A 19,676-nucleotide genomic window follows, 5' to 3' on the forward strand; every position below is an offset into this window, starting at 1 on the left:
CATTCTTTACCGATGGATATGAAAAGAGGATGTATCGGAATTTTGATACACCCTCCCAAACAGATAATTCTACTCCAAAGTATATTTTTTTAGGTATTTTACTCGTTTACTGCCAATACAATAATTCATAAAGGTTCTGCTACTTATTGCTTTTTATTAAAAAATAGCTTTTTGTATTAACGAAAAATCATTTATATTTGTCTCATTATTTATAATACTTGAAAAAACAGTAATACTTATGAAAAACAACAATTGGTATCCCTGGGTGGTAGTCGGTTTGCTATGGGTCGTTGCCCTACTCAATTATATGGATCGTCAAATGCTCTCCACCATGCAAGAAGCAATGAAAATCGACATTTCTGAGCTAAACAAAGCCGAAGCTTTCGGTGCTTTAATGGCCGTTTTTTTATGGATTTACGGCTTTATGAGCCCCATTTCGGGGATGATCGCCGATCGTCTGAACAGAAAATGGCTGATAGTCGGAAGCTTGTTTGTCTGGTCAACAGTCACCTATCTAATGGGATATGCAGACAGTTTTCAGGAGCTATATTGGTTAAGAGCTTTAATGGGAATAAGCGAGGCTCTTTACATTCCATCAGCGTTATCGCTTATCGCAGACTGGCATCAAGGAAAATCCAGATCATTGGCCATAGGCATACACATGACGGGATTATATGTAGGACAGGCAGTCGGTGGTTTCGGAGCTACAATCGCAGCAACATTTTCATGGCATTCCACTTTTCATTGGTTCGGAATCATAGGTATCGCCTACTCTCTGATTCTCATGTTCGCATTAAGAGAAAATCCGGCTCATAATATTAAAAAGACAAATATCCCAATTAATAATACAGAAAAGAAAATCTCTTTGTTCAGCGGATTATCTGTTCTTTTCTCGACATGGGCTTTTTGGATCATTCTTTTCTATTTTGCCGCACCCAGTCTTCCCGGATGGGCAACAAAAAACTGGTTACCCACATTATTTTCCGAGACACTGAATATTCCCATGTCCGAAGCCGGTCCTATATCTACGATTACCATTGCCGTCTCTTCATTTATAGGAGTTATTGTCGGTGGTATTTTATCGGATCGTTGGGTACAGAAAAATATTCGCGGAAGGGTTTACACAGGAGCTATCGGTTTAGGGATGACAATTCCGGCTCTAATGTTACTCGGCTTTGGAGAAAGTTTTATGGCAGTTGTCGGTGCAGGGTTACTTTTCGGAATAGGGTTCGGTATTTTCGATGCCAATAATATGCCTATCTTATGTCAATTTATATCCGCAAAATATCGCGGAACTGCCTACGGTATCATGAATATGACCGGTGTATTTGCCAGTGCAGCCGTAACAGAACAATTAGGTAAATGGACCGACGGAGGGAATTTAGGCATAGGTTTTGCCTTACTCAGTATCGTCGTTCTTGCAGCATTGCTCTTGCAAGTTTATTTTCTTCGTCCCAAGACAGATAATATGGAATAAATCATACATTAAAACATAACTACTATGGAAAAAATTAAAGGTCTTATAGATGCTCCGTTTACTCCATTCTATGAAAATGGAGAGGTAAACTACGAACCGATCGATGCATATGCAAAAATGCTCAAAAAAAACGGATTACAGGGTGTATTCATCAACGGTTCTTCAGGAGAAGGCTATATGCTGACGGAAGATGAACGAATGAAACTGGCCGAACATTGGATGGTCGCAGCTCCAGACGGGTTTAAAGTCATAGTTCATGTAGGCAGTTGCTGTGTAAGATCAAGTCGAATTTTGGCTGAACATGCACAAAAAATAGGCGCATGGGGTATTGGAGCGATGGCTCCTCCTTTCCCTAAAATCGGACGTATCGAAGAATTGGTGAAATATATCGAAGAGATCGCAATAGGAGCTCCGAATTTGCCATTCTACTATTACCATATTCCGGCCTTTAACGGAGCTTTTCTTCCTATGGTAAAATTATTGGAGGCTGTTGACGGGCGGATTCTTAATTTTGCCGGTATCAAATATACATTCGAAAGCATGTATGAATATAATCAATGCCGGCTTTACAAAGGAGGAAAATATGATATGCTACACGGACAAGACGAAACGATATTGCCTTGCCTGGCTATGGGAGGTGCACGTGGAGGCATCGGCGGAACAACGAATTATAACGGTCGAGAACTGGTTGGAATCATTGATGCTTGGGAAAAAGGAGATCTCGAGTTGGCACGCGAACGCCAGAACTTCTCTCAAGAAGTAATAAATGTCATATGCCGCTATCGGGGCAATATTGTAGGCGGGAAACGCATTATGAAACTTATCGGTCTGGATTTAGGCAAAAACCGAACGCCTTTTCAAAATATGACTGAAGAAGAAGAAATTCAAATGAAAGCCGAACTTGAAGCTATCAACTTTTTTGATCGTTGTAACAAACTTTAGACAAAGATGGATATAACAAAATATTTAGATACATGGGCTGCTGCTTATCGAAATGATCTCATAGAGAACATAATGCCCTTTTGGATGAAATTCGGTCTCGATCGTAAACATGGCGGAATATATACCTGTCTCGACCGAGACGGCAAATTAATGGACTCCACAAAATCGGTATGGTTTCAGGGGCGTTTCGGTTTTATCGCATCTTATGCCTACAATCACATAGAAAAAAAACAAGAATGGCTGGCTGCGTCCAAAAGTTGCATCGATTTCATAGAGACTCATTGTACCGATATTGACGGACATCTGTTTTTCGAAGTAACAGAAGAGGGAATACCTTTACGAAAAAGACGTTATGTTTTTTCTGAATGTTTTGCCGCTATCGCAATGTCGGAATATGCCATAGCCTCCGGAGACAAAAGCTATGCAACAAAGGCATTGGAGATATTTAAGAGGACTCTCAAGTTTCTCTCTACACCCGGTTTTTTAGAACCGAAATATTTACCGACACTGCAATCTCGCGGACACTCGATCACAATGATCCTCATCAACACGGCATCTCGAATACGGGAAGTAATTGAAGATCCTGTACTCGACCGACAAATAAATGAATCTCTGACCTCTATACGTCAATATTTCATGCATCCCGAATTTAAAGCTTTACTCGAAATGGTCGGTCCTAAGGGAGAACTGATAGATACTTGCAACGGTCGAACCATTAATCCGGGACATTGCATTGAGACTTCATGGTTTATTATGGAAGAAGCCCGACACAGGAACTGGGATAAAGACTTAGTACAATTGGCTCTACAAATTCTCGACTGGTCTTGGGAATGGGGCTGGGATAAAGAATACGGCGGCATTATCAACTTTCGTGACTGCAAAAATTTTCCACCTCAAGACTATTCTCAAGATATGAAATTCTGGTGGCCGCAAACAGAAGCCATCATCGCTACACTATATGCTTATCGAGCTACGCATGACGATAAATATCTTGTTATGCATAAACAGATCAGCGATTGGACTTATTCTCATTTTCCGGATAAAAAATTCGGGGAATGGTATGGCTATCTGCATCGTGACGGAACAGTAGCCCAACCCGCCAAAGGGAACTTATTCAAAGGGCCTTTTCATATTCCGAGAATGATGATATGCAGCTATATGCTTTGTAAAGAAATGATTTGAAAATAACATGGGGACTCATTTATAAAATAATTTGCACACCAAGAGCAAAACAACGAGTTTACTCAGTTAGTTATGCCAAGGCACAATATTTATTCCTGAACGATAAATAAATGACAAAAAGAATCGTCTTTTTTTTCTATATGTCTTTATTCTTCCTGCCAAGTTTTGCCGGAGAAGAGTCATATACATACTCTGAAATAAAAAAAGAGCCTAAATCCCCCAAAACCGATTACAAAATCATATATGATTCAGAATGCAATATCCCAGTATCCTCTTTTCAAGCAGAAATTTTGGAATTTCCGGTCAGACTCGATTACGTTTACCGGATAAAAGGATTTCCTGACAAAGAAAAAGATTTTACAAAAGGCATTTCTGCCTGTTTTGCCGGTATTTTCAACGGACATAGTACACTGATGATAGGAGGAGGATGCAATTTTCCCGATATTTCGGCGGCAGACGGAGGAACTAAAAAATATTACCGAAGTATATATGCCGCCGAAGTTACCGAAGACTCGCTTTTCACATGGGAAAAAATCGGAGAATTTCCTCAAGATGTTGCCTATGGTGTTACCATATCTACACCCGACGGTATTCTTTGTATTGGAGGCATGAATGCAAAAAAAAGGCTGAATACAGTATATAGAATTACACTAAAAAACAAAAAAGCTGTATTGGAAACTTTACCGGCCTTACCTTGTACTTTAGACAACATGACAGGTTCATTGCTCGGCAACGTAGTGTATGTAGCCGGAGGTAATAAAAACGGTATCCCTTGTAACGATCTTTATTGTTTAGATTTAGACAGTCTTTCAAAAGGCTGGCAAAAATTACAGGACTTCCCGAGATCTCCACGCATACAAGCCGTCAGTGCAGCACAAGTCGGCCCACACGGAGAACAAATATTTTGTTTATGGGGAGGCTTCTCTACTTCTGACGGAAATCGACAGGCAACTTTATCGACAGACGGTTATGCTTATTCTCCAAGTACAAAAAAATGGGTTTCATTACCCGATCCTACAAACAACGAAGGAGAGACAGTTTCTTTAGGAGGTGGTAGCATCATTGCCTTATCCGACAGCTTGATATTATGTACAGGAGGAGTAAACAAAGATATATTTTTACAAGCCCTTAAACACAATGCTCCCGACTACCTGTTACATCCCATAGAATGGTATCGTTTCAATAATCGTTTACTGGTATATAACTCTCGTCAAAAAAGATGGAAAGAAATTGCAAAAGTATCTGAGACTGCCAGAGCCGGAGCATCTCTCATTTTCGACGGCTATGGTTATTTACTTATCAACGGGGAACTAAAACCCGGCATTCGTACTCCGGATATAACAAGAATTCTGCTAAAAACAGAAACAAATTCAAAACCAACAAACCGAATTATCCCTAATAAAAATGAATATTAAAAATAAAGGAACTGATCTTTTAGTATCTTCATTTGGAGATGTATTAAATAAAAAATATGATCTGGTCATATTGCCATGGGGAGCTACCGAACCGCATAATTTGCATTTACCGTATTTAACCGACTGTATTTTATCGCATAGTATCGCTGTCGATGCAGCAAAAATCGCAAAAGATCATTTCGGCGTAAACAGTATGGTTATGCCTCCGATTACTTTGGGTGCTCAAAACCCGGGTCAGCGGGAATTAAGTTTCTGCATACATGCCCGTTATGAGACTCAAAAAGCAATTCTGACAGATATTGTCTCGTCTCTCCACATACAAGGGATCAATAAGTTAGTCATCATTAACGGTCATGGTGGAAATTGCTTTAAAAATATGATCCGAGATCTGTCAATAGATTATCCGGATTTTTTAATTGCCACAAGTGAATGGTATACAGTACTCCCGGCAAAACAATATTTCGACACTCCGGGAGATCATGCAGATGAAGTAGAAACTTCGGTCATGATGCATTATTATCCGGAATTAGTCAATCTCAAAAACGCCGGTAAAGGGAAATATAAATCATTCGCTTTAGAATCTCTAAGAGAAAAAGTTGCTTGGATACCTCGCAATTGGCAAAAAGTATCTGAAGATACCGGTATCGGCGATCCGGCTCTCTCCACAGCAGAAAAAGGAAAATGCTTTGCCAATGCCATAGCCGATAAATATGCCCAGTTATTTGCCGAGCTCAGTCGAATAGAAGAAACAGGAATTTATGAAAAAGAAAACGATAAATAATAATAACCGATAAGATATACATAAGATAAATAGGCAAAACAAAATATAGTATTTACAAGCCGGCCTGAATTTTGCTTGAACAAAGTTTAAGCCGGCTCTTATAACTGACAAAAATTAATACTCGATAAATAATAAATCTCCTATCCCTGAAAACAGAAATACAGTTTTTGAATCTATCTCTTCTATCAATACCGATCTGTCCCAACAAAAAACAAGATCGGAAATAAAGCGAAAGAAAATATTTCATAAAACAAAGAACAAGCAAAAAAGTAATTTTGTTAAACGGATAACTGTTCTTTTGCTATTTAAGCATATCAATTAAAAAAAGTATATAGTATCTCAAAATCATTTTATCCATAAAGATTTGTTCTAAAAAAATCTGTACATTTGACTGATTATTCTTTTTGACTGAAAACTGTATATGAAAAGATTCTTGCTCATATTTACCGCATTTTTGACACTTTCATCCGTTTCTTTTTCTCAAACTGTCGGATTAGTACTCAGCGGAGGCGGGGCGAAAGGAATCGCTCATATCGGAATTATCCAAGCTCTTGAGGAGAACAATGTTCCCATCGATTACATTGCAGGAACTTCAATGGGTGCTATCGTAGGCGCTTTATATGCAATGGGATATACTCCTGCCGAAATGATCGAACTGATAAAGTCCGATGATTTTGCATCTTGGTCAACAGGAAAAATGGAAGAAAAATATATCTACTACTTCAAAAAACCCGATCAAACACCTGAATTTGCTTCTTTCAAAATAGGTTTGAAAGATTCCAGTAAAATAACGCCGCATTTTTTGCCCAAAAGTTTAATAAATCCTCTCCCGATGAATTTGGCATTCATGCGTATATTTGCTCCTTATACAGCACAATCAGGAGGAAATTTCAACAATTTGTTCGTACCGTTCCGGGCCGTAGCTTCGGATGTTTACCATAAACGTCCGGTTATATTCGAAAAAGGAGATTTAGGTGATGCCGTACGTGCCTCTATGAGTTTCCCATTCGTATTTAAACCTATCGAAATAGATAGTGTATTGCTATATGATGGAGGTATCTATAATAATTTCCCGATAGATGTCATGAAAAAGGACTTCAATCCGGATATTATCATTGGAAGCAATGTATCTTCAAATCCTGAAAAGCCTAAGGAAGATAATCTCATGGCACAAATCGAAAATATGGTCATGCAAAAGACAGATTATAAGATAAAAGAAGAAGACGGAATTCTAATCGATTTCAATTTAAAAGAGTATAATCTCCTCGATTTTCCGAAAGCAGACCAAATTTTCAAAATCGGATATGATAAAGCCGTGTCGATGATGGATTCTATAAAATCAAGAATACCCAGAGAACTGCCATCTGAAACACGGAAACTCCAAAGAATGGTATTCAAAAGCAAAACTCCGGAACTCTTATTCGAAGATATATCTATTAAAGGAGGCAATCACTCTCAACAAAATTATATTCGTAAACAGTTTCAATTAGACGAAAATAAACTCCTCGATCAAGAAGATGTCAAACAATCTTACTACAAACTACTCTCCGATTCGAAAATCTCCGATCTTATTCCACACGCTGTATACGATGAAGAATCCGGGAACTTCAAACTTTTATTGAATGCAAAGCTCGAGGATAATATAGCCATAGGATTAGGAGGATATATCTCTTCAGGAAATACCAATCAAATCTATTTAGGAGCAAAATACAGAACTTTAAGTCTCTATTCTTTGGATTTCGACTTAAACGGACAATTCGGAAGATCGTATAATACAGGATTGGCCTCCGCTCGTTTCGAACTGCCGGGAACAATACCTATGTACCTGAAATTTATCGGAGTAGTGTCCAAAAAGAAATATTACGAAAGTGAAAAACTTTTTCAAATCGAAGAATCTCCGACATTTATCACTCAAAGCGAAAATTACGTAAAACTCCGTATGGGTCTTCCGTTCCTTACAAACGCAAAAACCGAAGTAACGTTAGGATACGGATATTTATATGACAAATATTACCAATCAAATACGGTTGACTATTCACAAATTCAGGCAGATAGAAGTTCTTATCGATTGGCAATGGGGTCACTACGTTTTGAAAAAAATACTCTGAACAGTTTTATGTTTCCGGTAACAGGAAATCGAGTTTCCGTAATCGGAGAGGCCGTTTATGGACGAGAAATGTTCAGACCCTCCGACCCCAATTTACACACTGAAAAAGCAACTCACTCATGGTTGCAACTTTCTGGAACTTACGATCAATATTTCAATACCGCACCCAAATTCACACTCGGAGTACGCAGTGAAATAGTTGTTTCCAGCAAAAACTTTTTCAGTAATTATACTGCTACTATTATTCAAGCTCCGGCATTCACTCCTACCCCGCACAGCAAAATGGTCTTTAATGAGGCTTTTAGAGCAAACCAATATATTGCTGCCGGGATTCTCCCTATTTGGAAAATCATTAACAATTTACAATTACGTACAGAGTTATATGGATTTGTACCCTTTTTTGAAATTAAACAAGGTAAAAACAATCAGCCTTATTACGGACGCTTCATGAACTCTTTTAAATATATGGGAGAAATTGCTTTAGTGTACGATCTGCCTTTTGCCTCGATCAGTATCTATACTAATCATTATAGTTATCCCAAGAAGAACTGGAACTTCGGCATCGGGTTAGGACTATTATTATATAATCCTAAATTCTTAGAATAAAAACTCGTTTAAATTTAGCCCGAACATTTCAAGCGTTATCATCTCGTGATTTGCATAATCTATTTTCTGCAAAAAAAGATTCTGATTTATTATTTGCAAAACAAAAATTATTTATATCTTTGCATCCGAAAAACGGCTCCGTGGCTCAACTGAATAGAGCATCTGACTACGGATCAGAAGGTTACAGGTTTGAATCCTGTCGGAGTCACAAAAAAATCCTTTAAGCAAAATTGCTTGAAGGATTTTTCATTTAAATCTATTTTATCTTGTAAAGAATTATCATATATACTGCTATTTTAAAAGCATTCCACAACTTACCCAAACAAATGTCAATAAACGACACAATATATTATAATAAACTAAGGACATTAGCAACAATTGCCGTAATTACCATACACGCATCAAGCACATTATTTTACCATAGACCTATCGGAAGCGAGTCATGGTGGATCGCCACATTTTTCGACACAATAGCAAGATTTGGAGTTCCGATATTTTTAATGATTTCGGGAGCTTTACTACTGCCTAAAAAAGAGGATATGAAAAGCTTTTACTCAAAGAGGTTGCACCGCATACTTATTCCTTTTTTATTATGGCTGACAATATACTATTTCCATAATCTCCCCGTAAACATATCTCTATCCGAAAAATTTTATCGGTTATTGAACGGAATATGTTCCGGAAGCAGTTATCACCTCTGGTATATTTACATGCTTGTGGGAATATATTTGGCTATTCCCGCAGTACGTATATGGGTACAGAATATATCTACCCAAAGTATTCGAATTATTTTGTTGTTCTGGGGAATATTACTTCTACTAAGGCTGACTAACGAAACCGGTAAATTGGTAAAAAGTCTCAATATCGAATTTTTTTACTACTTGGGATATCCTATTGCCGGTTATTATTTATCGATACTCAAATTTCATAAACCTCATCAAATAATACGCAAATTTTCAATTGCAGCTATTATCATCGGAATATTTCTAACTTTATCCGGGACTTACATCCTCTCTCTATATAAAGGAAAAACCGACGAACTATTTTTTAATTGCCTCTCTCCGACTGTTATGCTCATGTCTTTCGGAATTTTTTTATTATTCAAACATATCGAATTCAAAAAAGAAAAAATTCCCGGAAAATGGATATGTACTTACAGTTATGGAATTTATTTATGCCATGTATATGTATTAGAGCAATTAAAATCTGTATATTGGATTAAATATACCTATTATATACATCCGGCAATAGGTATTCCGATATTAGTAATTTCTTGTCTGCTTCTATCTCTTTTATTGATAATGACAATTCACAAAATTCCCAGAATCGGAAAATATATTTCGGGATAAAACAAAAGAGGCCAGATAAACCTGACCTCTTATTTAATTTAAAGAAGGGTGAAAGATGGGGCTCGAACCCACGACCCTTGGAACCACAATCCAATGCTCTAACCAACTGAGCTACATTCACCATTTTCAATTGCGATGCAAAGATAGTATTTATTTTTGAAACATACAATAGTAAACTATACTTTTTTATCAAAAACCAAATCAGATTTTTGTAATCCCACTTTTATTTACTCAGAAACAGACCCTAAGAGTCTGTTTAATTTTGTTTAGAACAGTTTTGAGAGTCTCTCTCGAGGATATTTTGTTGTTTTTACGAAAAGAAAATAGCAGGCTATCTGATGAGTGAAAATAGGGAGACAGACCGAAAAAAACACAAAAATGGTCTGAGAATTTTTCTTTATTAGAAAATTTAAACCGGTTTCTAAGCCTCTCTAAAACTCATACTCTGTAACCGTGCCTTTATTTTGTTGTGGAAAAAGTTTCCTTGTGTCTTGAACAAAACGGGTTAAAGGAATCGACAAAGATGATGGCATCGAATCACCTTTAGCCAGCCAACGAGCAGCCGGAAGTACGACAAAACCTTGTTCTGGAACATGTACAGGTCGCTGAGTAAATATCAGAGCATAACGAGGATTTTCGATACGAATATCCGACGAATCCTTTACGACATCAACTTTAAAAACAATACTTCCCATTGTTGTCCGGGTTTTCATATTGGAAATAAAATTACCTAAAGAATATGCGACTACAGACTTAATTCTACCTATAGAATCCAAACGAGCTTCAATCGGCTGTACGACGTGAGGATGTGCTCCCACTATAAGATGTACTCCGGCATCGACCAATGTATCCGCTAATTCTTTTTGTAAAACATTCGGTAGAGTTCGATACTCGTCCCCCCAATGAGGACACACAATAATCACATCAGCTCCGTTTTTCTTTGCTGTTTCTACGTCTCGTAATATATTCTCGAGTTGTATATAATTAACGATATAAGGAGGACGTACCTGTATTCCATTTGTACCATAAGTATAATTCAAAAAAGCCAATCGCATTCCGTTTTTTCGTAAAAGTAAAGGATGTAAACGTTTACGTTCATTCTCAGAACAATACGTTCCTGCACGAAAAACCTCTAAAGAATCTAATTGCCGTATAGTACGCTCCAGTCCCTTTTCCCGACGATCAAGACAATGATTGTTTGCCGTTAAAAACAGATCAAATCCGGCCTTTTTGAGAGCCTGAGCAAAAGCATCCGGAGCACAAAACTGAGGATAACCGGAATACGGAAATCCGCCTAAAGGAACTTCCAAATTGACAACAGCCAATCCTGCAGATTGTATTTCATTCTTGATTTGTACGAAACATGAATCATAATTATACCCCGATGGAGTCCGGGCATCCTCTATTTGTGCCAGATGTTGCATCGCATCTCCTGCAAACAAAAGCGTAATACGTTGTTGAGCTTGTATATATACTGAAACTAAAAAGAAAAGGGACAGGAGATAAAATCGTGTTTTCATAAATTAGAATTTATACGGTTATAAAAATAAACTATCCTGCTTTAATTTCAAAATATTAAAACAGGATAGTTTATTCTCTTTCTTAATTCGTCAATCTTTATAGACTGCTTTCTTTCCAGCCAACAGTGTATTACGCATTAAAGAAACGATTGTCATAGGACCGACACCTCCGGGAACAGGAGTGATATATGCACACTTCGGAGCAACCTCATCAAACTTCACATCACCGGTCAACTTAAATCCCGATTTTGTTTTATCCGAAGGAACTCTCGTCGTACCGACATCTATAACGGTAACTCCCTCTTTTACCATATCCCCTTTCAAAAATTCAGGAACTCCCAAAGCTGCAATAATGATGTCTGCCTGCAGACACATTTCCTTGAGATTTTCAGAGTAACTATGACATACGGTAACTGTCGCATTTCCTGGATTTGACTTTTGCATCATCAACGTCGCAACCGGTTTCCCAACGATATTACTACGCCCCAATACGACACAATGTTTCCCTTTCGTATCAATGTTATAACGTTTCAACAGTTCCATTATACCTGCCGGAGTCGCCGACACGAAACAAGGCAGTCCGATAGACATACGTCCGACATTAATCGGGTGAAATCCGTCCACATCTTTCCGATAATCAATTGCCTCAATCACCTTTTGTTCCGAAATATGCTTAGGTAAAGGAAGTTGTACGATAAATCCGTCTATATCTTCATCTTTATTCAATCTATCTACCTCTCTGAGCAACTCTTCCTCTGTTACATCACTCTCAAAACGAATTAATGTAGATTTGAATCCGCATTGTTCGCATGCTTTTACTTTATGGGCAACATAAGTTTCACTTCCTCCATCATGCCCCACTAATACAGCCGCTAAATGGGGTATTTTCCCTCCCGCTGCTTTAATTTGCTCAACCTCCTGAGCAATTTCCTGTTTTACCTGATCGGCAATGGCTTTCCCGTCGATTAATTGCATATTATTTAATTTTCAAGTTTTTAGATCAATCAAAACAAATATAATAGACTCCACTCATATTACAAAATAAAGAAAGGAGAAAGTAAAAAACTCTCTCCTCTCCTATATCCAAATTCATATCAGCGTTTCATTCTGGGCATCATTTTTCCCATTTTTCCACCTGCTACCATTTTCATCATTTTCCGTGTCTGGTCAAATTGTTTTATCAACCGATTAACTTCCTGTATTGATGTTCCGCTACCTTTTGCTATTCTTTGACGACGGCTGCCGTTCAACAATTCAGGATTACTCCTTTCTTTCGGAGTCATCGAATAAATAATGGCTTCGACGCTTTTAAATGCGTTGTCATCAATATCTATATCTTTAATCGCTTTACCGACACCCGGTATCATCGAAGCAAGGTCCTTCAGATTACCCATCTTCTTGATCTGCTGTATCTGGCTGATAAAATCGTTAAAATCAAACTGGTTTTTCGCAATTTTCTTTTGTAATCGCTTCGCTTCCTCTTCATCATATTGTTCTTGAGCCCGTTCCACTAAAGAAACAATATCACCCATTCCGAGAATACGGTCTGCCATACGTGCCGGATGGAAAACATCGAGAGCATCCATCTTCTCGCCTGTTCCCACAAATTTTATCGGTTTGTTGACAACCGTCCGAATCGATAACGCCGCACCACCACGAGTATCTCCATCTAACTTGGTAAGAACGACACCGGTAAAATCAAGACGATCATTAAACTCTTTCGCTGTATTAACAGCATCCTGCCCTGTCATAGAATCGACAACGAACAGTATTTCATTCGGGTTTATGGCATCTTTGATCGCTTTTATCTCACGCATCATCTCTTCATCCACAGCGAGGCGTCCGGCCGTATCGACAATGACCAAATCCTGTCCGTCCTGACGAGCTTGTTTAATAGCATTCTGTGCAATCTGAACGGGGTTTTTACAATCCGGTTCGCTATAAACCGGAATGCCGATCTGTTCACCCAACACTTTCAACTGTTCGATTGCAGCAGGACGATAAACATCACAAGCCACCAATAAAGGCTTCTTTCCGCGTTTTCCCTTAAGCAGTTGAGCCAACTTACCGGAAAAGGTCGTTTTACCCGAACCTTGCAGACCTGACATCAATATTACTGCCGGAGATCCGGTAATATTGACGTCGACAGAATCTCCCCCCATTAACAAAGCCAACTCATCATGAACGATTTTAACCATTAACTGGCTCGGCTTCACAGCCGTAAGGACATCCATTCCTAAGGCTTTAGCCTTAACAGTATCGGTAAATTGCTTAGCAACTTTATAGTTAACATCGGCATCGAGCAAAGCTTTCCGCACATCTTTCAAAGTTTCGGCAACATTAATTTCCGTAATTTTGCCCTCACCTTTCAATATTTTAAATGACCGCTCAAGTCTGTCACTAAGATTCTCAAACATGGTAATATTTCTATTTTAATTTCTGAAAATGCAAAAATACAAAAAAGGTTGAGATTATCTATCAGCCTGTTTAAATTTTCCAATAAGGAAGATCAGGTCTTCTCTATGTTTTCTTTCGGTCTATTTCCCATTTTCACCTGCCAGATAGCTCGCATCCTCTTTTAAAAACAAGACAACACCCTCTCAAACCCGACATGAACAAAATTGAAACAGACTCTATATCTTCTTATTCCACCAATCGGCTTTTTTCAAATATATGACCGAAAACAACAACAAAACTCCCCAATAAACATACTCTACGATCCAACATGCTGCAATATTAGGTCGCAAACGGAATATCAGAAAATAAATGGCCAAAGTATAAGCAACAGCCGTAACCAATTCTGCCAACAACGCAGAACGTGTATTTCCCGTCCCCGACATCGTATTGAACCAAACACTTCCCGGCACGGCAATAAAATAATATCCCAACATCACATACAGTGCAGGAATGCAATCTTGAAGTAAAGATGCAGAATCGGTATATATCCTCAAAACAGGTGCAGGTATCAAATAGACCAACGCCATCATCGGAATAACAATCATATAACAAAGACCTATTATCCGACGGCTTATAGGCATCACCTCTTTCGGTTTTCCCGCACCGATTGCATTACTCACCAACGAACTTGCAGTGACTGCAAATGCATTCACAGGCATAAAAAACAACGTCGATATACTACGCACGATATTCGATATAGCCAAAGGTCTTTCTCCCAAATGTTCTATAGAAATAAAGAAAAAGAACCATGTGATAATAGGCAGAAAAGATTGCAACATAGTCCATACCGAGATATTCAATATACGGGCAATTACTTTAACATCGACATGTATCGTCTCAAAAAAAGCATATCTATGAATATCTGCTTTGCAAATCGTATAAATAATAAAGAAAAACAGCGAAAGAGCTTCAGCAAGTACAGAACCTAAAGCTGCCCCGGCTATTCCCATTTGAGGACATCCCCACTTCCCGAAAATAAACATATAATTGAATACAATATTTGCAACAGCCATTACCAATGCATTCACTGTCAATATCTTCGTCCGAGTTATTCCGACATAAAACGCACGGAACATAACTGCGACAAAAGAAAAGAATAACCCATATATCCGATAATCGAGATATTGCATGGTCGCACTGAAAACTACCTCTGATGAAATGATACTCCGCATTAGATGAGGAGCATAAAAATGAGAAATACCGAACAACACAAATGCGAGAATAACCAAAAACAAGCTTCCCTGCACAACTATCGTTCCGATACTGTCATAACGTTTCTCTCCGTTACGTCTGCCGATAAGAATTTGAGAACCGATACTGAACCCGAATCCTATCATATAGATAGCCATATAGAAAACACCGGCCAAAGCCGAAGCTCCCAATTCGACTTCTCCGACATGCCCTAAATATGCCGTATCAGTAATGTTAATCAAATTCTGAACAACGAGACTGATCAATATGGGATAAGATATTTTCCAGATATCTTTTTTTGCATACATAATTTACAATATTGTCTAAGTGAAAGAAAACCCATCGAAATGACGGGTTTTCTTAATTTATCTCTATCGGAAATGTCAAGTCACAAATTCCGAATTTTCTTATTTTCAATATTAAATCAGCTTATTTGTCTTTGTATCGGGAAATATTACAGCAGGAGTAAAGTGTTTAGCTTCTTCAAAATCCATCATCGCATAAGCCATGATAATCACGACATCTCCGGGTTGCACTTTACGGGCAGCAGCTCCATTCAAACAGATAACTCCTGAACCACGTTCCCCTTTAATAACATAAGTAGAAAAACGTTCACCATTATTATTGTTTACAATATACACTTTCTCGTTAGCAATAATATTTGCAGCATCCATCAAATCTTCATCAATCGTAATACTACCGATATAATTCAAATCGGCTTGCGTGACCGTAACCCTATGTATTTTCGATTTAACTACCTCTACCAGCATTTTTATTTCATTTTAAAGTTCAGGTTCTCCATTAACGACGATAAGCAATATTATCGATCAGTCTCACCTCCCCGCAATATACCGTAATACATCCTACAATATAATCCGAATCTGACCAATCATTTACCGGAAGCAGCGTATTCCCATCCACTATTTCAAAATATTCCACCTCTAGATCCGGCACAGAATTCAAAGTACTCACGACATAATCTATCGTTTCAGCAACCGAATGTTGTTCGGCAAAGGTACGACTTTTAAATAAAGTCTGAGATATACTCACCGCATTTTTTCTCTGTTGGGGGGTCAGACGCAAATTACGGCTGCTCAATGCCATACCATCATCTTCTCTCACAATCGGACATGCGACAATTTCTACTGGAAAATTCAACAGTTTTACCATTGAACGTATGACAGCAATCTGTTGAAAATCTTTCTCACCGAAATATGCCCGATCGGGCTGTACGGCATCGAACAGTTTACTTACAATCTGAGCGACTCCGTTAAAATGTCCCGGACGATACTTGCCTTCCATAACCTCCGCTACAGTTCCCAAGTTAAAAACCCGAGTATCTTCAACAGGATACATTTCTTCAACCTCTGGAGCAAATGCTATCGCACAACCTGCAGATTCCAACAACCTACAATCCGCATCCAAAGTACGGGGATAATGCAATAAATCGTTTTTATCATTAAACTGAGTAGGATTTACAAATACACTAACCACACAAATACTGTTTTCCGCTACACAACGTTTCACCAATTCAAGATGTCCGTTATGCAATGCACCCATAGTCGGGACAAGCCCCACAGTACCGTCTTTAGCACGTATTTCAGCTATTTTTCTCTGTAAATCAGCTATTTTAGTAATAACTTCCATTGCCATAATTTTAAAAATCGGTGCAAAAGAAGTAAATAAAACCCACATCCCGAAGTATTCTGACAAGAAAATTAAAAAAACATACTATCAGGATACCGAAGAAGCAGACTTTTCCAATAAAAGTTTAGCTAAATTTTCCGATAAAGTGATTTAATTATACGGGCTCTAACAAAACTTATTTTATCTGTATTTTTACCTGATATAAACGGAAAGCTTGTTAATACTTCTAATATTTGGAGATTCAAGATGATTTTTTTATTATCTTTGCGAAATAATATTGAGATAAGAGGAATTTATAAAATGAAAGCCACCAAGGTATTATTTATTGCACAAGAGATAACTCCTTATTTGCCCGAATCGGAAATAGCGAACGTTTGCCGCTATCTTCCTCAGGGAGTTCAAGAAAGAGGTCGTGAAATAAGGACATTCATGCCGAAATACGGAAATATCAACGAACGGAGAAACCAATTACACGAAGTGATAAGACTGTCGGGAATGAATCTAATTATCGATGACACAGACCATCCCTTGATCATAAAGGTCGCATCTATTCAGGCAGCCCGCATGCAAGTATATTTTATAGATAACGAAGATTATTTTCAGCGAAAATTCATTACCGAAGACGAAAACGGAAATAGCTTTGACGATAACGATGAACGAAGTATTTTCTTTGTCAGAGGCGTAATGGAAACTGTCAAAAAGCTTCGTTGGGTACCGGACATCATCCATTGCCACGGATGGATGACAGCATTAGCTCCTCTTTATATTAAAAAAGCCTATGCCGAAGACCCATGTTTCAGAGATACCAAAGTTATTTACTCTTCTTATAATAATGGTTTCAACACTCCTTTCCCGGCATCATTCTCCGATAAACTTCTATTGGAAGGCATACGGAAAGAAGACTTGACTTTTACCGATAAACCGATAGATTTCTCTGAACTCACTAAATTGGCCATACGTTTTTCGGACGGAGTCATTCAGGCAAGCGAAACAATGCAACCGGATATTCTCGAATATACTAAAAATACCGATATACCGTTTTTACCTTATCAAGATCCGGAAAACTATATCGATGCATACAACGAATTTTATGACGTTGTATGGGAAAACGCTCATAAATAATAAACCAGTATGAAGTTAAATTGGTTATTACCATTTGTCCTGATCGCCTTAACGATCTCTTGTAATGACGACATCAACAAAATAGGGACATCGATCGATGACACACTTATTTCTATTAAAGTAGATAACTCTTTAGCATATACAACAGCCGATTCGGTATATTCCATTCCTGCCGGTCCTGTCACGAATCGTACCATTATTCAAATGCTCGGAACTGTCGATATGGTAGATTACGGATCTATACGTGCAGATTTTCTTACTCAGATGAGACCGATAGCCCAATTCGACTCCAGATTGGTTACAGAAGATATGCTGGATTCTTTGGTTCTTGAACTCGGATTTCTGCCCAGCAGCTTTTTAGGAGATTCTCTGACCCCGATGCAAGTAAGCGTATATCCGCTTAATAAAGTGCTTGAGAAACCGATATACAGCAATCTTGATCCCACAGATTATTTCTCACCTGAAGAAATACTCGGACAGCAAATCTATACAACTTCTCGGCAAAGTTATCCTGATTCGTTAATCAATAGCGATGGTTCACGAATCATCAAAATCAAATTGGCACGTCCCGGACACACGTCCAAAGAATTGGCACAAGAATTTTTCAAACTGTATAATGACAAAGGCGGCATATTAACAGAAAGCGATATAGCAGACTTTTTCCCAGGTGTTTACGTAACAAATACTTATGGAAAAGGCGTATTGATCAATATTCTTTCTTCAGTAATTAAAATATACCACGATACGTATGTATATAACGACCAAGGCGGTGGCGGTCTGGAAGAAAATGAAGATATAACAAATGACGATGGAACTCATCCCCTTGTAGTAAACAAAGCGACAACTTCTGTTTTGGTTTCAAGCAATGAAGTTCCGACAATCAACCATATCATATCGACAAACGCATCTTATATAGAAAATGCCATTGCCGATGACCGTGCAATTATAAAATCTCCTGACGGTTACGATGCCCATATAACCTTCCCGGTTACGGACATTATAAAAAAATATCGGGAAGTAGTACCGGAAGAAGCAGAAAATACCGGAGCTGTATCTGGATTGATAAACGCAATAAACTTCTCAATTCCTATTAAGAAATCAGCAAATGATATTTTCTCAAACTACGGACTTACCCCTCCTCCCTATCTATTACTGATGCGTGCCGGAGGAAAAGTTGCCGACAGTAATGGAGATATTGTAGAAATGGATAAGAATCAATTCTTCCTTGATCGCAAATTAACCGATGGACTGAATTACTTCTACGCATCTTATAATTCAACGACAAATACCTACGATTTCGGAAACATCCGAGGATTTATTACCAATATCATACAAAAGAATCCCAACGGAGGAAGCATAGAAAACGGTTATCCTATCGACTCCGATCTCATTCTTGTCCCAGTTATGCTTTCTACAACGACCAGTGATTATTACGGAACAATAATCAATGCAATAACTCCTTATATCTCAGCTCCGACATTTGTCGAACTTGATACAAAAAATATAAAAATTGAGATGGTTTACAGTACAAAAACATATTGATATATAGGAATATATAATTCAGCACCTAAAAAAGAAAAAAATTGGTGCATCAAAAAGTAGTATTTTAGAAAAAAAGCACTACCTTTGCACCGTTTTCGCCGCAATAGCTCAGTCGGTAGAGCGTTTCACTCGTAATGAAAAGGTCGCCGGTTCGATTCCGGCTTGCGGCTCAAAAACAAAACCGGATTCGGCAATGAAATGGCCGCGTGGCTCAACTGAATAGAGCATCTGACTACGGATCAGAAGGTTACAGGTTTGAATCCTGTCGCGGTCACATATTTATAAAACGGCTCCGTGGCTCAACTGAATAGAGCATCTGACTACGGATCAGAAGGTTA

At 38.2% G+C, this 19,676-nt stretch carries 15 protein-coding genes and 4 tRNA genes; 12 read left to right on the forward strand and 7 right to left on the reverse strand.

The features are described from left to right. The first annotated feature begins 238 nt into the window (after positions 1–238). The 8 genes from AC0UMU_RS12515 (at position 239) to AC0UMU_RS12550 (ending at position 9,859) form a co-directional block, all read left to right on the forward strand. The gene (locus AC0UMU_RS12515) at positions 239–1,477 is read left to right on the forward strand and encodes an MFS transporter (protein ID WP_473979948.1); all 1,239 of its coding nucleotides are present in this window, start codon (positions 239–241) and stop codon (positions 1,475–1,477) included. A gap of 24 nt (positions 1,478–1,501) precedes the next feature. Continuing rightward, positions 1,502–2,419, forward strand: a complete 918-nt coding sequence (locus AC0UMU_RS12520; RefSeq protein ID WP_022390969.1) for a dihydrodipicolinate synthase family protein — start codon at positions 1,502–1,504, stop codon at positions 2,417–2,419. A gap of 6 nt (positions 2,420–2,425) precedes the next feature. Next, on the forward strand, positions 2,426–3,601 hold the full coding sequence (locus tag AC0UMU_RS12525; RefSeq protein ID WP_022390968.1) for an AGE family epimerase/isomerase: 1,176 nt from the start codon (positions 2,426–2,428) through the stop codon (positions 3,599–3,601). Between the two features lie 110 nt (positions 3,602–3,711). Beyond that, positions 3,712–5,016 carry a cyclically-permuted mutarotase family protein gene (locus AC0UMU_RS12530; protein ID WP_270214819.1) on the forward strand — a complete coding sequence of 435 codons (1,305 nt, stop codon included), beginning with the start codon at positions 3,712–3,714 and terminating at the stop codon, positions 5,014–5,016. After that, complete coding sequence (locus AC0UMU_RS12535) at positions 5,006–5,797, forward strand: creatininase family protein (protein ID WP_022390966.1); 792 nt, start codon at positions 5,006–5,008, stop codon at positions 5,795–5,797. The genes AC0UMU_RS12530 and AC0UMU_RS12535 overlap by 11 nt, the downstream gene beginning before the upstream one ends. A gap of 421 nt (positions 5,798–6,218) precedes the next feature. Further along, the gene (locus AC0UMU_RS12540; protein WP_022390965.1) at positions 6,219–8,510 is read left to right on the forward strand and encodes a patatin-like phospholipase family protein; all 2,292 of its coding nucleotides are present in this window, start codon (positions 6,219–6,221) and stop codon (positions 8,508–8,510) included. Between the two features lie 134 nt (positions 8,511–8,644). Next, a tRNA-Arg gene (locus AC0UMU_RS12545) sits at positions 8,645–8,718 on the forward strand. A 118-nt stretch (positions 8,719–8,836) separates the two neighbouring features. Further along, complete coding sequence (locus AC0UMU_RS12550) at positions 8,837–9,859, forward strand: acyltransferase (RefSeq protein WP_288640399.1); 1,023 nt, start codon at positions 8,837–8,839, stop codon at positions 9,857–9,859. Between the two features lie 46 nt (positions 9,860–9,905). Here AC0UMU_RS12550 and AC0UMU_RS12555 read toward each other — a convergent pair. The 7 genes from AC0UMU_RS12555 to panC form a co-directional block, all read right to left on the reverse strand. Then, positions 9,906–9,981: transfer RNA gene (locus tag AC0UMU_RS12555), tRNA-His, on the reverse strand. Positions 9,982–10,290: 309 nt separating this feature from the next. Then, a complete protein-coding gene (locus AC0UMU_RS12560; RefSeq protein WP_288640397.1) occupies positions 10,291–11,379 on the reverse strand; it encodes a CapA family protein in 1,089 nt (362 codons plus the stop codon). Between the two features lie 90 nt (positions 11,380–11,469). Continuing rightward, positions 11,470–12,354, reverse strand: coding sequence for a bifunctional methylenetetrahydrofolate dehydrogenase/methenyltetrahydrofolate cyclohydrolase FolD (folD, locus tag AC0UMU_RS12565; protein WP_288640394.1), 885 nt, complete (start codon positions 12,352–12,354; stop codon positions 11,470–11,472). A gap of 119 nt (positions 12,355–12,473) precedes the next feature. Continuing rightward, complete coding sequence (ffh, locus tag AC0UMU_RS12570) at positions 12,474–13,796, reverse strand: signal recognition particle protein (RefSeq protein ID WP_009316655.1); 1,323 nt, start codon at positions 13,794–13,796, stop codon at positions 12,474–12,476. A gap of 216 nt (positions 13,797–14,012) precedes the next feature. After that, entirely contained in the window at positions 14,013–15,338 is a 1,326-nt protein-coding gene (locus tag AC0UMU_RS12575) for an MATE family efflux transporter (protein WP_423767140.1), read from the reverse strand. Between the two features lie 108 nt (positions 15,339–15,446). Continuing rightward, positions 15,447–15,797 (reverse strand): aspartate 1-decarboxylase, encoded by a 351-nt coding sequence (gene panD / locus AC0UMU_RS12580; protein ID WP_031258929.1) that lies wholly within the window; start codon positions 15,795–15,797, stop codon positions 15,447–15,449. 31 nt (positions 15,798–15,828) lie between these two features. Beyond that, positions 15,829–16,674, reverse strand: coding sequence for a pantoate--beta-alanine ligase (gene panC, locus AC0UMU_RS12585; protein ID WP_270738610.1), 846 nt, complete (start codon positions 16,672–16,674; stop codon positions 15,829–15,831). A gap of 300 nt (positions 16,675–16,974) precedes the next feature. On the opposite strand from panC, the gene AC0UMU_RS12590 reads away from it, so the two are divergent. The 4 genes from AC0UMU_RS12590 (at position 16,975) to AC0UMU_RS12605 (ending at position 19,612) form a co-directional block, all read left to right on the forward strand. Continuing rightward, the gene (locus AC0UMU_RS12590; RefSeq protein ID WP_278716015.1) at positions 16,975–17,796 is read left to right on the forward strand and encodes a glycogen/starch synthase; all 822 of its coding nucleotides are present in this window, start codon (positions 16,975–16,977) and stop codon (positions 17,794–17,796) included. A 9-nt stretch (positions 17,797–17,805) separates the two neighbouring features. Then, on the forward strand, positions 17,806–19,338 hold the full coding sequence (locus AC0UMU_RS12595) for a DUF4270 family protein (protein WP_278716017.1): 1,533 nt from the start codon (positions 17,806–17,808) through the stop codon (positions 19,336–19,338). A 97-nt stretch (positions 19,339–19,435) separates the two neighbouring features. After that, positions 19,436–19,508: transfer RNA gene (locus AC0UMU_RS12600), tRNA-Thr, on the forward strand. Between the two features lie 30 nt (positions 19,509–19,538). Next, positions 19,539–19,612 (forward strand) — tRNA-Arg (locus AC0UMU_RS12605). Positions 19,613–19,676 lie beyond the last annotated feature (64 nt).

The sequence above is a fragment of the Coprobacter fastidiosus genome (assembly GCF_982245605.1).

Coding starts and splice junctions, on each gene's coding strand:
- AC0UMU_RS12515 (WP_473979948.1), top strand. CDS start 239: ATGAAAAACAACAATTGGTATCCCTGGGTGGTAGTCGGTTTGCTATGG.
- AC0UMU_RS12520 (WP_022390969.1), top strand. CDS start 1,502: ATGGAAAAAATTAAAGGTCTTATAGATGCTCCGTTTACTCCATTCTAT.
- AC0UMU_RS12525 (WP_022390968.1), top strand. CDS start 2,426: ATGGATATAACAAAATATTTAGATACATGGGCTGCTGCTTATCGAAAT.
- AC0UMU_RS12530 (WP_270214819.1), top strand. CDS start 3,712: ATGACAAAAAGAATCGTCTTTTTTTTCTATATGTCTTTATTCTTCCTG.
- AC0UMU_RS12535 (WP_022390966.1), top strand. CDS start 5,006: ATGAATATTAAAAATAAAGGAACTGATCTTTTAGTATCTTCATTTGGA.
- AC0UMU_RS12540 (WP_022390965.1), top strand. CDS start 6,219: ATGAAAAGATTCTTGCTCATATTTACCGCATTTTTGACACTTTCATCC.
- AC0UMU_RS12550 (WP_288640399.1), top strand. CDS start 8,837: ATGTCAATAAACGACACAATATATTATAATAAACTAAGGACATTAGCA.
- AC0UMU_RS12560 (WP_288640397.1), bottom strand. CDS start 11,379: ATGAAAACACGATTTTATCTCCTGTCCCTTTTCTTTTTAGTTTCAGTA.
- folD (WP_288640394.1), bottom strand. CDS start 12,354: ATGCAATTAATCGACGGGAAAGCCATTGCCGATCAGGTAAAACAGGAA.
- ffh (WP_009316655.1), bottom strand. CDS start 13,796: ATGTTTGAGAATCTTAGTGACAGACTTGAGCGGTCATTTAAAATATTG.
- panD (WP_031258929.1), bottom strand. CDS start 15,797: ATGCTGGTAGAGGTAGTTAAATCGAAAATACATAGGGTTACGGTCACG.
- panC (WP_270738610.1), bottom strand. CDS start 16,674: ATGGAAGTTATTACTAAAATAGCTGATTTACAGAGAAAAATAGCTGAA.
- AC0UMU_RS12590 (WP_278716015.1), top strand. CDS start 16,975: ATGAAAGCCACCAAGGTATTATTTATTGCACAAGAGATAACTCCTTAT.
- AC0UMU_RS12595 (WP_278716017.1), top strand. CDS start 17,806: ATGAAGTTAAATTGGTTATTACCATTTGTCCTGATCGCCTTAACGATC.